Source organism: Streptomyces sp. NPDC007856 (assembly GCF_042868225.1).
GTDB lineage: Bacteria > Actinomycetota > Actinomycetes > Streptomycetales > Streptomycetaceae > Streptomyces.
Genome location: NZ_JBIAEC010000003.1, coordinates 633,077 through 649,129 on the forward strand (window position 1 = coordinate 633,077; position 16,053 = coordinate 649,129).

Below are 16,053 nucleotides of genomic sequence, written 5' to 3' on the forward strand. Positions count from 1 at the left end.
GTGGCCGTCTAGTTTTGTACCGTCTCGTCAGATCATGCCGGACGGTCGTCCTCCTCGCCTGCCCCGCCCGGCACTTCCTGAAGCTCGTGGCGCGCGGCGGCGGCCTTCTCGGCGGCGATCCGGCGGTGTTCGGCGGCCTTGCGCTCGTGGATCTCGGCCATGCGCAGGTGGTAGGCCGGGTCGTCCTGTTCGTAGACGTCCGGGATGCCGTCGAGGTCCTCGTCGCGCTCCTCTTCCTCGCACAGCCTGCGGTACTTGGCATTGCGTATCTTCAGCAGCAGCGTCGCGCACACGGCAGCGAGGAGCGATCCGATGAGGACGGCCGCCTTGATCTCATCGGTGAGGACGGCGTCGCCGGCGAAGGCGAGTTCGCCGATGAGCAGGGAGACGGTGAAGCCGATGCCGGAGAGGGAGGCGACGGCGAAGACGTCGGCCCAGGCGAGCTCCTCGCTGAGGGAGGCGCGGGTGAAGCGCACGGTCAGCCAGGTGCCGCCGAAGATGCCGATCGTCTTGCCGACGACCAGGCCGAGGACGACGCCGAGCGTCTCCGGCTTGGTGAGCACGTCCCCGAGTGCTCCGCCGGAGACCTTCACCCCGGCGCTGAAGAGCGCGAACAGCGGTACGGCCAGCCCGGCGGACAGGGGCCGCACCAGGTGCTCGATGTGCTCGCCGGGCGAGTGCTGCTCGCCCTCCCGAGTGGTGCAGCGCAGCATCAGGCCCATCGCCACGCCGGCGATGGTGGCGTGCACGCCGCTGTTGTACATCAGCGCCCAGATCACCACGCCGAGCGGCACATACACGTACCAGCCGCGGACTCCCCTGCGCAGCAGCAGCCAGAACACCGCCAGTCCGGCGGCGGCCCCGCCGAGCGCGGCGAAGTTCAGCCGGTCGGTGAAGAAGATCGCGATGATCAGGATCGCGAAGAGGTCGTCGACCACCGCGAGGGTGAGCAGGAAGGCGCGCAGGGAGCTGGGCAGGGAGGTACCGATGACCGCGAGCACGGCGAGCGCGAAGGCGATGTCGGTCGCGGTGGGCACCGCCCAGCCCTGCGTCGAGCCGTGCCCGGTGAGGGTGGTGAGGGCGTAGACGAGCGCGGGTACGGCCATGCCGCACAGTGCGGCCACCACGGGCAGGACGGCCGCCCTGCGGTCGCGCAGGTCCCCGGCGACCAGCTCCCGCTTGAGCTCGATACCGGCCACGAAGAAGAACACCGCGAGCAGGCCGTCGGCGGCCCAGTGCGCCAGGGAGAGGTTCAGGCCGAGCGCCGCGGGGCCGAGGTGGAAGCGGCTGACGGACTCGTAGCTGTGGTGCAGAGCGGGGATGTTCGCCCAGATCAGCGCAGCCACGGCGGCGAGGAGCAGCAGGACACCGCCGACGGTCTCGGCCCGCAGCGCGTCCGCCACGAAGGCCCGCTCGGGCAGGGAGAGACGTCCGAGCACCTTGCGGGGAGTTCTACGGGTGCGGGGTGCGGCCACGGCGGGGACCTCCGGGTCGTACGGCGATGATCACGCCGTCGCGCGGATCGCCGACGGCGTCGCCGACCAGACTTCCCGGCACACCCTGAGATCGCCATTTTACTCTGTTTTGACGCCAGAGGTTAGTGAGCCGAACGAAGGAGGGTGCCCGGTGGCGAAACCGGGCACCCTCGCTGCCGTTCCGCCTAGTCCTCGCTGGGCGCCGCAGGCAGCTTCGTCTGGATCAGGTCCATGACTGTGCTGTCGGTCAGCGTGGTCACATCACCGAGCTGACGGTTCTCGGCCACGTCCCGCAGCAGACGGCGCATGATCTTGCCGGAGCGGGTCTTCGGCAGCTCGGCCACCGGCAGGATCCGCTTGGGCTTGGCGATCGGGCCGAGCGTGGCACCCACGTGGTTGCGCAGCTCGCCGACGAGCGCCTCGGTCTCCGCGGCCGTGCCGCGCAGGATCACGAACGCGACGATCGCCTGGCCGGTGGTCTCGTCGGCGGCACCGACGACGGCCGCCTCGGCGACCGACGGGTGCGAGACGAGCGCCGACTCCACTTCGGTGGTGGAGATGTTGTGCCCGGACACGAGCATCACGTCGTCGACCCGGCCCAGCAGCCAGATGTCGCCGTCGTCGTCCTTCTTCGCGCCGTCACCGGCGAAGTACTTGCCCTCGAAGCGGGACCAGTAGGTGTCGATGAACCGCTGGTCGTCGCCCCAGATGGTGCGCAGCATCGACGGCCACGGCTCGGTCAGCACCAGGTAGCCACCGCCGCCGTCGGGCACCTCGTTCGCCTCGTCGTCGACGACGGTCGCGGAGATGCCGGGCAGCGGGGTCTGCGCGGAGCCGGGCTTGGCCTCGGTGACGCCGGGCAGCGGCGAGATCATCATCGCGCCGGTCTCGGTCTGCCACCAGGTGTCCACGACGGGCGTCCTGTCCGCGCCGATGTGCTTGCGGTACCAGATCCACGCCTCGGGGTTGATGGGCTCACCCACCGAGCCGAGGACGCGCAGGGAGGACAGGTCGAACTTGGCGGGGATGTCGTCGCCCCACTTCATGAACGTCCGGATCGCCGTCGGCGCGGTGTAGAGGATCGTGACCTTGTACTTCTGCACGATCTCCCAGAACCGGCCCTGGTGCGGGGTGTCCGGCGTGCCCTCGTACATCACCTGCGTCGCGCCGTTGGCCAGCGGACCGTACACGATGTACGAGTGCCCGGTGACCCAGCCGACGTCGGCCGTGCACCAGTACACGTCCGTCTCCGGCTTGAGGTCGAAGACCGCCCAGTGCGTGTACGCCGTCTGGGTGAGGTAGCCGCCGGAGGTGTGCAGGATGCCCTTCGGCTTACCGGTCGTGCCGGAGGTGTAGAGGATGAACAGCGGGTGCTCCGACTCGAACGCCTCCGGGGTGTGCTCGGCGGACTGCCGCTCGACGCGCTCGTGCCACCACACGTCCCGGCCCTCGGTCCACGCCACGTCCTGACCGGTACGGCGCACCACCAGCACATGCTCGACGTTGTCGACCTTGGAGATCGCCTCGTCCACGGCCGGCTTGAGGGCGGACGGCTTGCCGCGCCGGTAGCCACCGTCGGCGGTGATGACCACCTTGGCGTCGGCGTCCTGGATGCGCGTCGCGAGTGCGTCCGCCGAGAAGCCGCCGAAGACCACCGAGTGCGCGGCACCGATCCGGGCCGAGGCCAGCATCGCGATCGCGGTCTCCGGGATCATCGGCATGTAGATGGCGATCCGGTCGCCCTTGCGGACACCCAGCTCCAGCAGGGCGTTGGCCGCCTTGCAGACCTCGTCCTTCAGCTCGGCGTAGGTGATCGAGCGGCTGTCGCCGGGCTCACCCTCGAAGTGGATGGCGACACGGTCCCCGTGTCCCGCCTCCACATGCCGGTCCACGCAGTTGTAGGCGACGTTCAGCTCGCCGTCCTTGAACCACTTCGCGAACGGCGGGTTCGACCAGTCCAGCGTCTCGGTCGGTTCCTTGGCCCAGGTCAGCCGGCGGGCCTGCTCGGCCCAGAAGCCGAGCCTGTCAGCCTTGGCCTGTGCATACGCCTCCGCGGTGACGTTGGCGTGCGCGGCCAGGTCGGCGGGGGGCGCGAACCTGCGTTCTTCCTTGAGCAGGTTGGCCAGGCTCTCGTTACTCACGACATCTCCCTTTCGAAGGGTGTCCGTTGTGTCCCAGGCCACAGCTCATCAGACGCGGGGGTCCGATGACAAGGGTCATCGGCTAAATTGGTTTAGACCTGTTGGTGAGTCCTTTTCCCGGGCCGAGCCGCGAGCCTGTCACGCCGGACTGCGTGCCTCCCTCACAGGCGCCCCGTCCGTGACACTTCCCCGGACGTCCTCGAACGCGCCGTGTCCCTCCCCCTCGTTACCCGCCAGCAAGTACGCCTGTGCCTCGCCCACGTGGAAGTACATCCCGTGCAGCTCCAGTCCGCCCCTGGCCAGCGCGCGGGCCACCGGGCCGTGCGCCCGCAGGTGCTCCAGCTGCTGGATCACGTTGATCAGGCACAGCTGCTCCACCGCGTCCGCCGGGGCCCGCCCGGCGAGCCGGGGCAAGCCGCGCCGGTGCCCGGCCATCCGCGCCAGACTCGGCAGCCCGTGCTGCAGCCAGCGGCGCAACGGGGTCTCCTCGTCCGCGTCGGTCGCGGTCAGCAGCGCCTGCATCGCCCCGCACCCCGAGTGCCCGCACACGGTGATGGAGCGCACGCCGAGCACCTCCACCGCGTACTCGACGGCGGCCGCCACCGACTCGTTGCCGTGCTCCTCGCCCGGCATCGGCACCAGGTTGCCGATGTTGCGGACGACGAACAGATCGCCGGGACCACTGGCGGTGATCATCGACGTGACGAGCCGGGAGTCGGCACAGGTGAGGAAGAGTTGCGCGGGCCGCTGGCCCTCCCGGGCTAGCCGCGCCAGCTCGTCCCGTACCAGCGGCGCGGTGTGGCGCTGGAACGAGCCGATCCCGCGGACCAGTTCGCGCCCGGCCGCCCGTCCCGCCGGGGCGGTGACTGCCTCCTGGAGGCAAGACCGGTGATTTCGCCAGGGCATCCAGGGCCGACACCGGCACGCGACGGATGGGGGTGGTCCCGTGGGCGGGGGTGGTTCGGTGGGAGGGGTTGGCTTGGTGGGCGGGGGTGGATCTGTGGGCGGGGCTGGCTTGGTGGGCGGGGTCTGTCCGGTGGGCGGGGGTGGATCTGTGGGTGGGGGCTGTTCGGTGGATGGGATCGACCCGGTGGATGGGATCGACCCGGTGGGCGGGTTCGGCCCGGTGGGTGGGGGCGGTTCGGTGGATGGGTTCGACCCGGTGGGCGAGGTCGGCCCGGTGGGTGGGGGCGGTTCGGCGGACGGGGTCTGTCCGGTGGGCGGGGTCGGTGTGGCGGACGGGGTCTGTCCGGTGGGCGGGGTCGGTGTGGCGGTCAGGGTCGGTTCGATGGGCGGGGTCGGTGTGGCGGTCAGGGTCGGTTCGATGGGCAGGGTCGGAGTGGCGGTCAGGGTCGACCCGGTGGGCTGATTCGGCTCGGCGGTCAGGGCAGGTGCGGCGGTCCGGATTCCGCCGCGTCTGCCCCTCAGCTCGGCCGTACCGCCGCGTGCGGTGTGGGAGCTGCGCCAGTCCTGCAGCGACTCGTATGCCGCGTGGTCCATGAACGAACCGTCCAACTCCACGACGACGTGGGCGCCTTGGGGTACGAGATGCAGGGACCGGCTGAGCCGGGGCACCGCGAGGAACGTCAGCTGACCTCGGATTCTTACGTGATGGACTCCTTCCTTCTCTTCGTGGGTGATGTGGGTGCGGGCGAGGCGGCGCAGGGCGACGGCGACCGCCACGGCGACCCCGAGGAGCACGCCCTGCAGGACGCCGAGGAGCACCACACCGAGTGTGGTCGCGGCGTAGGCCAGCACTTCGCGGTGGCGCGTCACCGTGCGGATGTGGTGCAGGGACACCATCTGGATACCGACGGCCATGACCAGGGCGGCGAGGGAGGCGAGCGGGATCTCCTCCAGGGCCGGAACCATCAGCAACGCGGCGACTACTACGAGAACGCCGTGCAGCATCGTGGAGTTCCGGCTCACCGCACCCGATTTCACATTCGCGGTGCTGCGCACGGCCACCCCGGCCACCGGCAGTCCGCCGAGCGCCCCGGAGACCATGTTGGCGGCGCCCTGGCCCAGCAGCTCTCGGTCCAGGTCGGAGCGGCCGACGCGGGGGACCGGGCAAGGACGGGCCGCGACCAGTTTGTCCACGGCCACCGCACCGAGCAGCGACTGCACGCTGCACACCAGGGTAGTGGTGAGCACCGCGGCGGCGAGGCCGGGCGCCGCGCCCTCGGGCAGTCCGGCCAGGGCGTGGCTGCGCCACGACGGCAGGTCGACCCGGGGCAGGGTCAGGCCGGCGAGGGCCGCCGTGGCGGTGGCCCCGGCGACGGCGACGAGGGCGGCCGGCACGCGCCGGAGCGTCCGGCCGGTGCGACCGGGCAGGCGGGGCCAGGCCAGCAGCAGCGCGAGCGTCAGTGCGCTCATCGAGACGGCGGCCGGATGCAGATGGGCCAACTCGGCAGGCAGCGCACGGACGTTGGCGAGAACGGAGCTGTCCGGACTGCCGCCGAGCACGATGTGCAGTTGGGCGACGGCGATGGTGATGCCGATCCCGGCGAGCATGCCGTGCACCACGGCCGGGCTGACCGCGAGCGCGCCGCGCGCCACCCGCAGGCAGCCGAGGCCGAGTTGGGCCAGTCCGGCGAGGACGGTGATGCCGCAGGTCGCCCGCCAGCCGTAGCGGTGGATCAGGTCGGCGGTGACCACGGTGAGTCCGGCGGCGGGACCGCTGACCTGGAGCGGGCAGCCGCCGAGCCGGCCGGCGACGAGTCCGCCCACGGCGGCGGCGACGAGGCCGGCCTGGAGCGGGGCACCGGTGGCCAGGGCGATGCCGAGGGACAGGGGCAGAGCGATCAGGAACACCGCGACGGACGCCGAGAGGTCGGCGCCCGCCACGGGGAAGCGGCGCCAGCGGCCGGGCGGCGGGCTGTGCGGCGGGCGCGGATGCTGGGTGTGCGGGGGTGCGCAGGCTGACATGGTCCCGTCTCCTCCGGGGCGGCGGGATGGAGCAATGCTTGGCAAAGGAAACGTAATGGCATGTAAAGAGCGAACATAGCTTTTCGTGGCAAATGGCTCGCGCGGTCCCTCGTGTGAGCGAACTAATCATTTGATTGGCTTGTCGCACCGCTTCCTTCTCGGCTCTGTGTGATCTTGGCGGCAGCGTCGGTCCAAGCCCGGCACATCACCAGAAAACGGCCCTCGCCAGCGCGTGTCCGAGAGAAGGAAGAAGGTGGGCGGAACATGGCCGCCACCCAGAGGATCGCCGTCGGCGCCATGGTCGCCGCGGCCTGTGCCGCCTCGCTGGCCGGTTGTGCGACCGGCTCCCACGCCTCGAAGGAAGGGACGTCCGGCCCGCAGAAGGGTGCCCCGGCGGCCCCGGCACCCCAGAGCGTGTTCCGGCTGATCGGTGACGGATCCACCGCGTACACCGGCTCGCAGCCGCATCTGCCCAGACCCGAGCGGCTGAAGCCCGGTGAGAAACCGCCACAGTTCGTGGTGTTCTCCTGGGACGGCGCGGGCGAGGACAGCCAGAAGCTGTTCTCGCACTTCCGTGAGGTCTCCAAGGAGAACCACGCGACCATGACGTACTTCCTCAGCGGCGTGTACATGCTGCCGGAGGAGAAGCGCGAGCTGTACAAGCCGCCCCAGCACTCGCCGGGCAGCTCCGACATCGGCTTCAACGACGAGAAGGGAATCGCCGACACCGTCAAGCAGGCACGGCTGGCCTGGTTGGAGGGCAATGAGATCGGCACGCACTTCAACGGCCATTTCTGCGGGTCCAACGGCGGGGTCGGCACCTGGTCGGTGGCGGAGTGGAAGAGCGAGATCGCCCAGGCCAAGCAGTTCGTGAAGTCCTGGAAGACCAACACCGGCATGAAGGAGTCGGCCCCGCTGCCCTTCGACTACGACAAGGAGCTGATCGGCGCCCGTACGCCCTGCCTGGAGGGCCGGCAGAACTTCACGAAGGCGGCCCGCGAGTTGGGCTTCCGCTACGACTCCAGCGGAGTCAACAACCAGGTGTGGCCCAAGAAGAAGGACGGCCTGTGGGACCTGTCGATGCAGCTGGTGCCCTTCCCCGGGCACACCTATGAGCAGCTGACCATGGACTACAACTTCATGGTCAGCCAGTCCGGCACCAAGACCCAGGGCGACGCGGGCAAGTTCGGCTACTGGGGCGACCAGATGCGCGACGGCCTGGTCAAGGGCTTCCACCGGGCCTACGACGGCAACCGCGCGCCGCTGATCATCGGCAACCACTTCGAGTCCTGGAACGGCGGCACGTACATGCGCGCCGTCGAGGACACGGTGAAGGAGGTGTGCAACAAGCCCGACGTCCGCTGTGTGTCCTTCCGCCAACTGGTCGACTGGCTGGACGCACAGGACCCGAAGATCCTTCAGAAACTGCGCACCCTGGCGGTGGGCGAGGCCCCCAGGCAGGGCTGGGCGTCCTTCCTCTCCGGCCGCCCGGCCCCGGCACCCAAGGGCGTGCCCGGGGCACCGGCGGTCAGGCAGTAGGCGTCACAGGCAAACCGTAGGTGTCACGCTCAAGCCGTAGCTCTCACACGGAACTTGTGATCTCCGCGCCGAGGCTCTCGTCGAGCACGAAGGCGGGGTCGACCTGCGCCGCCAGATCGGCCCCGGTGCGCTCGTTGCCCCACGCCTCGGCGTTCTTCAGGTGGAAGTGCACCATCTGACGGGTGTAGCGCTCCCAGTCCCGCAGGTCGTATGTAGCGTCGGCGGTGGCCCGAAGGGTGTGCAGTGCCTGGGCGTTGGCCTCCTCCAGCAGTTCGAACCGGGGCGGACGGCCCTTCTCCATGGCGCGCACCCAGTCCGAGCGGCCGACGGTCACGAGCAGGTCGTCACCGACCTCCTCGCGAAGGAAGTCGATGTCGTCCTGTTCCTGGATCTTGTTGCCGACGACCTTCAGGGCGACGCCGAAGTCGCGGGCGTACTCCTTGTACTGGCGATAGACGGAGACCCCCTTCCGGGTCGGCTCGGCGACGAGGAACGTCATGTCGAAGCGGGTGAACATGCCGGAGGCGAAGGAGTCCGAACCGGCCGTCATGTCGACCACGACGTACTCGTCGGGGCCGTCGACGAGGTGGTTCAGGAACAGCTCCACCGCTCCCGTCTTGGAGTGGTAGCAGGCGACCCCCAGGTCGGCGTCCGTGAAGGGGCCGGTGACCATCAAACGGACGGCGCCGCCCTCGAGTTCCACCGGCCGCGCGCAGGCGTCGTAGACCGGATTCGGCTCTCGCACCCGGACCAGCCGCGAGCCCTCGCCGGGCGGTGTCGTCTTGATCATCGTGGCGGCGGAGGCGATGCGCGGGTTGCTGCCGCGCAGATAGTCCTTGATCAGCGGCAGCCGCTCGCCCATGGCGGGCAGCGCTGTGGCCTCCGCCTCGTCGAGGCCGAGCGCGGGCCCGAGGTGCTGGTTGATGTCCGCGTCGATGGCGACCACCGGGGCGCCGGCGGCCACGAGGTGGCGGATGAACAGGGAGGAGAGCGTGGTCTTGCCGCTGCCGCCCTTCCCGACGAAAGCAATTTTCATATTCACCAACGGTAGTCGGTTGGTAGCTGTAAGTGGCAGTCGGGAGTGAAGAAGACCACTCCTTCGAGGGGTTGGGCGATGGGATGCGTAGGGTCGTACTCATGAGTACGACAGGCGCGAACGCCGACCCGCTCGCGGCCCTGGGCTCGCTGCCCGGTGTGGCCGACTCCGTGGAATCCGTGCGCAAGGCCGTGGACCGGGTCTACGGGCACCGGATCATGCGGCGCCGCAGTGCCGAGATCACCTCCGAGGCGGCCCTGCGCGCTGCCCGTGGCTCCGCCGCCCTGTCCGGCGCCGACTGGGCCCTGGAGGAGGTGCGGCGGCGTACCGACTTCGGCGGCGACGCGGAGGCGCGCGTCATGGGTGCGGCCCTCAGGCTGTCGGCGGAGGCGGGACAGCTGCTGTCCATCTGGCGGCAGTCGCCCCTCCGGGTCCTGGCGCGGCTGCACCTGGTGGCCGCGGCGAGCAAGGACGACGAGGTCGGCAGGCCGCGCCAGGCCGGCGAGCCGGTGGACGAACCGCTGGTCGAGCTGCCGCTGCCGGACGCGGCGGAGGTCTCCGGGCGGCTGGAGGGGCTCGCGGACCTGATCATCGCGGGGACGTCCGCGCCCGCGCTGGTCACGGCCGCCGTGGTGCACGGCGAGCTGCTCGCGCTGCGGCCCTTCGTGTCCCACAACGGCCTGGTCGCACGCACGGCCGAACGGATTGTGCTGATCGGAAGCGGCCTGGACCCGAAGGCGATCTGCCCGGCCGAGGTCGGCCACGCCGAGCTGGGCCGCGCCTCCTATCTGGCGGCGCTGGACGGATATGTCTCCGGCACCCCCGAGGGTATGGGGGCCTGGATCGCGCACTGCGGCCGGGCGATCGAGCTGGGTGCGCGCGAGTCGACGGCGGTGTGCGAGGCGCTGCAGCGCGGCGCGGCCTGATAAGGCGCCCGGCGGGCCCCGGACATGAATGCGGCGGTACGAGTCTTCGTACCGCCGCTGGCATGTTCACCGGGTTACCAAGCGTCCTCGATATCTGCCCATCAGGTCGGGGACTTTGCCCGTCACCTGGTGCGGCTGGCCCGTAATCGACGGGTCGACGTCGCGTGGGTGCCCGGTGTCCATGCGTGGTCCGTGGGCCAAGTGCGTAGTGGTAGGTGATCCTCTCGGATGTCCCTTTGGTCTCGCGGGCCTAAGGTCTTTGTACCGCGCGCCGGGAGGAAGCGAAACCCTTGCCTCCGGTTCTTTTACCTTTAGGTTCAAACGAGGGCGAAACGGGCCCAGTCCCGACGGTGCTTCTGTGTCAGGCGGTGCTCCGGCGTCGGCTGGCGTACCAGACGAGGCCGGCGGTTGCGGCCGCCGCTCCTATGGCCGCCGCCGCGACCAGCGTGGGGCGGGCCGGGACGGAGAACGTGGGCAGCCGCTTCTTCAGCGGGACCGGCCGGCGGAACTCCAGAACCGGCCACCCGCGCGCGACCGCCTCGCGGCGCAGGGTGCGGTCCGGGTTCACCGCGTGCGGGTGCCCGACGGCCTGGAGCATCGGCAGGTCGGTCACCGAGTCGCTGTAGGCGAAGCAGCGGTCGAGGTCGTAGCCCTCGGACGCGGCCAGCTCCCGGATCGCCTCGGCCTTGGTCGGGCCGTAGGCGTAGTACTCCACCTCCCCGGTGAAGCAGCCGTCCTCGCCGACGACCATGCGGGTGGCCACCACCCGGTCCGCGCCGAGCAGTTCACCGATCGGCTCGACCACCTCGGCGCCCGAGGTCGACACGATCACCACGTCCCGGCCGGCCGAGTGGTGCTCCTCGATGAGGGAGGCTGCCTCGTCGTAGATGATCGGGTCGATCAGGTCGTGCAGGGTCTCGGCGACGATCTCCCGCACCTGCTGCACGTTCCAGCCGCGGCACAGGGTGGACAGATACTCGCGCATGCGCTCCATCTGGTCGTGATCCAGGCCACCGACCAGGAAGACGAACTGGGCATATGCGGTACGCAGCGCGGCCCTGCGGTTGATCAGCCCGCCTTGGTAGAAGGACTTGCTGAAGGTGAGCGTGCTCGACTTCGCAATGACCGTCTTGTCCAGATCAAAGAAGGCTGCTGCGCGGGGCAAGGAGTGGTTTTCCACGCCCCAGAGCATAGGCGCCCACCATTCGGCGTAAGGTGGGGCGCGTGGGTTTGCCTGAGAGGGCTCTCGGGTACACCATGGAAGTCACGGATCGTTCGCGACCGTGCTAACCCGGTCCGACTCCTCCCCCCCGAGTCGGCCGTGGGGACGACCCCCGCTCTCCCCCCCGGCGGGGGTCGTCGCATGTCCGGGCGGCTTTTCCCCTTCCTCCCCTTTTTTCACGCGACCGCGGGTCGGTACGACGGCACCGCGGCCGCCGCTTCCGTGCGCCCATGATCCGTTACTCCGGGTAATCGTCGCACTGCTCTGTGGAAGTCGCGCAGGGATGGGCGCAGAGGTCACCGGTATGGGTGACTGCGATATTCACAGCCCCCGAGTTGTCCACAGATTTCGACCAAGATCCACATGATTTCGCGGATCGCTGCACCGTGATTCCAGCGCGCTCGGCCACGGCGAGTTCATGGCCGGTTCCGATTGCCGGAGCGCCTATGGCCGGTTTCTGCCGGCCGCTCATATGGGGGGCCGCTTGCCGGTTCTTCACACCTTTGGGAATCGCGTGGCCGCAGGGGCGCGCGGCCCACGCAGCGAAGGGGGAACACCCGTGACCGCAGCCGTCACCCACGACCCGCCGCCCGGCACCCCGGACCGGCCGGGCAGGCCGCTCATCGTCACCGAGGACGCCGAACTCCTGGACGACCTGCTGCGCCTGTGCGCGGCCGCCGGCGCCACTCCCGAGGTCCACCACGGCGTCCCCGAACACGGCGACGGCTGGGAAACGGCCCCGCTGGTGCTGGTCGGCGACGACTGCACCCGCCGGGTCGGCGGGGCCACGCGCCGGCGCGGAGTGGTGCTGGTCGGCCGTGACCAGGACGACCCGGGGGTGTGGCAACGCGCCATGGAGATCGGTGCCGACCACGTCCTGATGCTTCCCGACGGCGAGCAGTGGCTGGTCGACCGCATCGCCGACGTCGCCGAGGGAGTCGGCCGCCCGGCCCTCACCGTCGGCGTGATCGGCGGCCGGGGCGGGGCCGGCGCCTCCACGCTCGCATGCGCGCTGGCCGTCACCTCCGCGCGCGAGGGACTGCGCACCCTCCTCGTGGACGCCGATCCGCTCGGTGGCGGACTCGACGTACTCCTCGGTGGCGAGAGCGTCGACGGACTGCGCTGGCCCGCCTTCGCAGCCTCCCGCGGCCGGGTCGGCGGCGGCGCCCTGGAGGAGTCGCTGCCCGAACTGCACTCCCTTCGGGTGCTGAGCTGGGACCGCGGCGACTGCGTCGCCGTCCCGCCGCAGGCGGTGCGCGCGGTGCTCGCCGCGGCCCGCCGGCGGGGCGGCACGGTCGTGGTGGACCTGCCCCGCCGGCTCGACGACGGGGTCGCCGAAGTCCTCGCCCAGCTCGACCTGGCGCTGCTCGTCGTCCCCGCCGAGTTGCGCGCGGTCGCCGCGGCCGGGCGGGTCGCCTCCGCTGTCGGCATGGTGGTGCGCGACCTGCGCGTGGCGGTGCGCGGGCCGTACGCCCCGGGCCTGGACGACCAGGGGGTGTCCCGGTTGCTCGGCCTGCCACTGGCCGGCGAGGTGCCGGTCGAACCGCCGCTGCTGCGCCCGCGGGGCGGTGCGAAGCCGCCCGCCGCGACCGGACGCGGTCCGCTCGCCCGCTTCTGTGCGAACTTCTGGGAGCGCGCGCTGGTCGAGGTCGGAGGCACCCGATGAGCCTCCCCGGACTCGACCGCGCGGACGGCGCCACTCTGCTCGACGGCGTCCGGCGCCGGCTGGCCGAGAGTGGCGCCGAACCCACCCCCGCGCGGGTGGCCCAGGCCCTGCGCGAACAGGGCAGGGTGCTCGGCGACGCCGAAGTCCTCGGCGCGGCCCGGCAGCTGAGGTCCGAACTCGTCGGCACCGGCCCCCTGGAGCCGCTGCTCGCCGACCCGGACGTCACCGACGTCCTGGTGTCCGCCCCCGACCGGGTGTGGGTGGACCGTGGCGGCGGCCTGGAGCTGACCCCGGTGACCTTCCCCGACGCGGCGGCCGTACGACGCCTCGCGCAGCGGCTGGCCGCCGTGGCCGGACGCCGGCTGGACGACGCCCGGCCGTGGGCGGACGCCCGGCTGCCCGACGGCACCCGGCTGCACGCGGTGCTGCCCCCGGTCGCCGTCGGCTGCACCTGCCTGGCCCTGCGGGTCGTACGGCCCCGGGCGTTCATGCTGGAGGAGCTGGTCGAGGCCGGCACGGTACCGCCCGGCGGCGAGCGGATCCTGCGGGCGCTGCTCACGGCCCGGCTGTCCTTCCTCGTCAGCGGCGGCACCGGAAGCGGCAACCCCAATCTACTTCTACGACGCCTCTAAAGTGATCTTGATTTGGGGTGCTTGCGGAGGCCCGGAATAGCCCCTGTGACCTGCGGCTTTGTGGCGACGTGGCGCCGCTTTCGCGCGAGCCTTCGAATCGAAGGTTCCGCCTCTATGGCGCCCCAGCGGACGCGAAACGGCCCCGGCCGGATCGGCGTCCGGCCGGGGCCTGCCCGTGCCCGGCACGCCGTCGCGCCGGGTCCGGGAGTCTAGGTGTCCTGCCTGCCGTGCAGCCGCCGCACTGGAGCCGTCTGGCGCGGCACCGGCCTGCACCACTCCTTGTGGACGTAAACCGTGCCGCCGGCACCGGACGCTGAGAACTTATCGACCGCCCGGGGCTCGCCCTCGATCGGCTGGTCGCAGCGCGCGCACATCATCGGCGGACACCCCCGCGGTCTGCGCGGCGGGCTGTCGACCATGCGCGGCGCAGGCGGCCCGCCTCCGGGCAAGCGACGGCAGTGTTCCTGTGGCATGCGCGGCAGGTGCTGCAGTGCTCCAGCAGCGCCTTGTACTCGGCTGCTGCGGGCACGGCCGGGATGGCTTTAGTCTTCTGCACGTCGACGCTCCTCACGTGGCGTTGACCGCGCCCCGGGAGGCCCGCCGCCTCGCCGGGGTTTCGTCGTATCCGCTGACGCTAGGAGCGCGGTGTGCGACGCCTCCAGCAATGTGCAGATCTGCTCACGTCCCTTTCCTGGCCAGTGGGTTGGCCGCTTTGCCCCCTTGACCGACTAGACCGACGGGATGACGGTGTTGCACACAACTGCACAACTCATCGACGGAGGCAGTCGTGTCGCTACTGTTCATCGGCATCGACCCCAACACCGGGGACAAGCAGAGCCCTACCGTGTGGGTCGACCAGGAGAAAGCAGAGTTCGTCTTCCAGGGCTGGAAGCCGGGGCCCGAACTGGAGGCGGAATGCGCTGCGTTCGAGGTGCCGGGCCACGCGCAGGGCATCCCCGAGGGCGAGGCAGTGATCCGTATCCCCGCCAGGATGGTGCACATGATCAGGGAGGCGTGCGATGCCGTCGAGCGTTCCAACCTTCGATGAGCTGATCGCAGGCTGCACGCGCTCAGCCGTGCACCTCGAGATGCGGGACTCCTACGCCGTCGACTACGAAGAGGGCCCGTTCGCCCAGTGGCGGGCAGGCTTCCGTCACGACCCGGCGGACCGCACCTCCTGGTGGCGGCCGTGGCTCGACCTCATCCAGGAGACCGTGGGCCGCGGCGTCGTCGTCCGCCGGGCGCGCATCGTCTCCGAGCCGGTCAGCGAGTACACGCGCTTCCTGTACGACGGCACCTTCACCAACGTCGCCGCGGGCGAGCAGGTGCGGTGGCTTCCCCGCCGGCAGGCTTCCGACATCGCGCTGCCGGGCAACGACTTCTGGCTCTTCGACGAGCGCTGGGTCCACTGGAACCACTTCGCCGGCGACGGGTCGTGGACCGGCGAGGAGATCGTCGACGACCCGGCCGCGGCCAAGCTGTGCGCCGAGGCGTTCGAAGCCGTGTGGTCCCGCGCCACCCCGCACGAGCAGTACGAGATCCACTGACAGCACGCACCGGACAGGCCAGCTCACATGCCGATCTCCCCGTCCTCGTCTGCCCAGGCCGCGCGCCAGGTCGTCGCGCTGCGGCTGCGCGACCTCCGCAAGAGTGCCGGGCTGACGGTGGTTGAGCTGGCCGACCGGTGCGGCTGGCATCACTCGAAGACGTCCCGCGTCGAGAACGCCATCACCGCCCCGTCGGCGAAGGACATACGGGCCTGGGCTGTCGCCTGCGGGGCCGTCGACCAGGCGGAGGATCTGGTCACGCAGTCGCTGAACGCTGAGTCCATGTACAGCGAGTGGCGGCACCAGGTGCGGCGCGGGATGAAGCAGCTGCAGGACAGTGTCGTCCAGTTCTTCCACGAGACGCGGCTGTTCCGGGTCTACTCCTCGACGATGGTCCCTGGCCTGCTGCAGACCGAGGGCTACGCGTCCGCCCTGTTGAGCAGCATCGCCGACTTTCGAGGCATCCCCGTCAACGACGGCGCCGAGGCCGCAGCCGCCCGGGTCGAGCGCTCCCGGGTCATCCATGAGCCAGGGCACCGTTTCGTCATGCTCATCGAGGAGGCCGTTTTGTACTCCCAGCTGGGCGACGCGGACGCGATGGCTGCCCAACTCGGCTACCTGCTGACAGCCGGCGCGCTGCCCCAGGTGTCGCTGGGGATCATCCCCATGGCGACGCGGGCGCGCCGTCAGTGGCCCGTCGAGACGTTCCACATGTACGACGACAGTCTCGTGTCGGTCGAGTTCCTGTCGGCGGAGGTGAACATTACGCAGCCGTCGGAGATCGCCCTCTACCTGAAGGCGTTCGAGCAGTTGCGCGGCATGGCCGTGTACGGGGCCGATGCCCGCGCGCTGATCGTGAAGGCCATCGACGCGCTGCACTGACCCCGGGCATGACGAAACGCCCCCTGCACAGCCCGCGATGGGGCCGTGCAGGGGGCGTT

Annotated in this window: 11 protein-coding genes and 1 pseudogene; 7 read left to right on the forward strand and 5 right to left on the reverse strand. The window is 70.5% G+C overall.

The features are described 5' to 3' along the window. Positions 1–32: 32 nt before the first annotated feature. From nhaA to ACFYOH_RS10990, 3 genes are all read right to left on the reverse strand, one after another. Positions 33–1,475, reverse strand: coding sequence for a Na+/H+ antiporter NhaA (gene nhaA / locus ACFYOH_RS10980; RefSeq protein WP_388623622.1), 1,443 nt, complete (start codon positions 1,473–1,475; stop codon positions 33–35). A 185-nt stretch (positions 1,476–1,660) separates the two neighbouring features. Further along, on the reverse strand, positions 1,661–3,616 hold the full coding sequence (gene acs / locus ACFYOH_RS10985; protein ID WP_388623625.1) for an acetate--CoA ligase: 1,956 nt from the start codon (positions 3,614–3,616) through the stop codon (positions 1,661–1,663). A gap of 138 nt (positions 3,617–3,754) precedes the next feature. Continuing rightward, a complete protein-coding gene (locus ACFYOH_RS10990; protein ID WP_388623627.1) occupies positions 3,755–6,544 on the reverse strand; it encodes a SulP family inorganic anion transporter in 2,790 nt (929 codons plus the stop codon). 264 nt (positions 6,545–6,808) lie between these two features. Between ACFYOH_RS10990 and ACFYOH_RS10995 the strand changes: the two genes are divergently transcribed. Next, positions 6,809–8,083, forward strand: coding sequence for a hypothetical protein (locus ACFYOH_RS10995; RefSeq protein WP_388623630.1), 1,275 nt, complete (start codon positions 6,809–6,811; stop codon positions 8,081–8,083). 43 nt (positions 8,084–8,126) lie between these two features. On the opposite strand, the gene ACFYOH_RS11000 is transcribed toward ACFYOH_RS10995, so the two are convergent. Continuing rightward, on the reverse strand, positions 8,127–9,119 hold the full coding sequence (locus tag ACFYOH_RS11000) for an ATP-binding protein (protein ID WP_388623633.1): 993 nt from the start codon (positions 9,117–9,119) through the stop codon (positions 8,127–8,129). Positions 9,120–9,220: 101 nt separating this feature from the next. Here ACFYOH_RS11000 and ACFYOH_RS11005 point away from each other — a divergent pair, with 101 nt between their 5' ends. Beyond that, entirely contained in the window at positions 9,221–10,045 is an 825-nt protein-coding gene (locus tag ACFYOH_RS11005; protein ID WP_388623636.1) for an oxidoreductase, read from the forward strand. A 361-nt stretch (positions 10,046–10,406) separates the two neighbouring features. Here ACFYOH_RS11005 and ACFYOH_RS11010 read toward each other — a convergent pair whose 3' ends face one another. Next, complete coding sequence (locus ACFYOH_RS11010; protein ID WP_388623639.1) at positions 10,407–11,237, reverse strand: HAD family hydrolase; 831 nt, start codon at positions 11,235–11,237, stop codon at positions 10,407–10,409. A gap of 589 nt (positions 11,238–11,826) precedes the next feature. Between ACFYOH_RS11010 and ssd the strand changes: the two genes are divergently transcribed. From ssd to ACFYOH_RS11035, 5 genes and pseudogenes are all read left to right on the forward strand, one after another. Further along, positions 11,827–12,933, forward strand: a complete 1,107-nt coding sequence (ssd, locus tag ACFYOH_RS11015; RefSeq protein ID WP_388623641.1) for a septum site-determining protein Ssd — start codon at positions 11,827–11,829, stop codon at positions 12,931–12,933. Beyond that, positions 12,930–13,550 (forward strand): annotated as a pseudogene (locus ACFYOH_RS11020) (ATPase, T2SS/T4P/T4SS family); the annotation flags it as partial. The gene ssd and the pseudogene ACFYOH_RS11020, both read left to right, overlap by 4 nt. A gap of 802 nt (positions 13,551–14,352) precedes the next feature. Then, entirely contained in the window at positions 14,353–14,613 is a 261-nt protein-coding gene (locus ACFYOH_RS11025) for a hypothetical protein (protein ID WP_388623644.1), read from the forward strand. After that, the gene (locus ACFYOH_RS11030) at positions 14,585–15,112 is read left to right on the forward strand and encodes a DUF6879 family protein (protein WP_388623646.1); all 528 of its coding nucleotides are present in this window, start codon (positions 14,585–14,587) and stop codon (positions 15,110–15,112) included. The genes ACFYOH_RS11025 and ACFYOH_RS11030 overlap by 29 nt, the downstream gene beginning before the upstream one ends. Positions 15,113–15,139: 27 nt before the next feature. Next, a complete protein-coding gene (locus ACFYOH_RS11035) occupies positions 15,140–15,994 on the forward strand; it encodes a helix-turn-helix domain-containing protein (RefSeq protein ID WP_388623649.1) in 855 nt (284 codons plus the stop codon). Positions 15,995–16,053 lie beyond the last annotated feature (59 nt).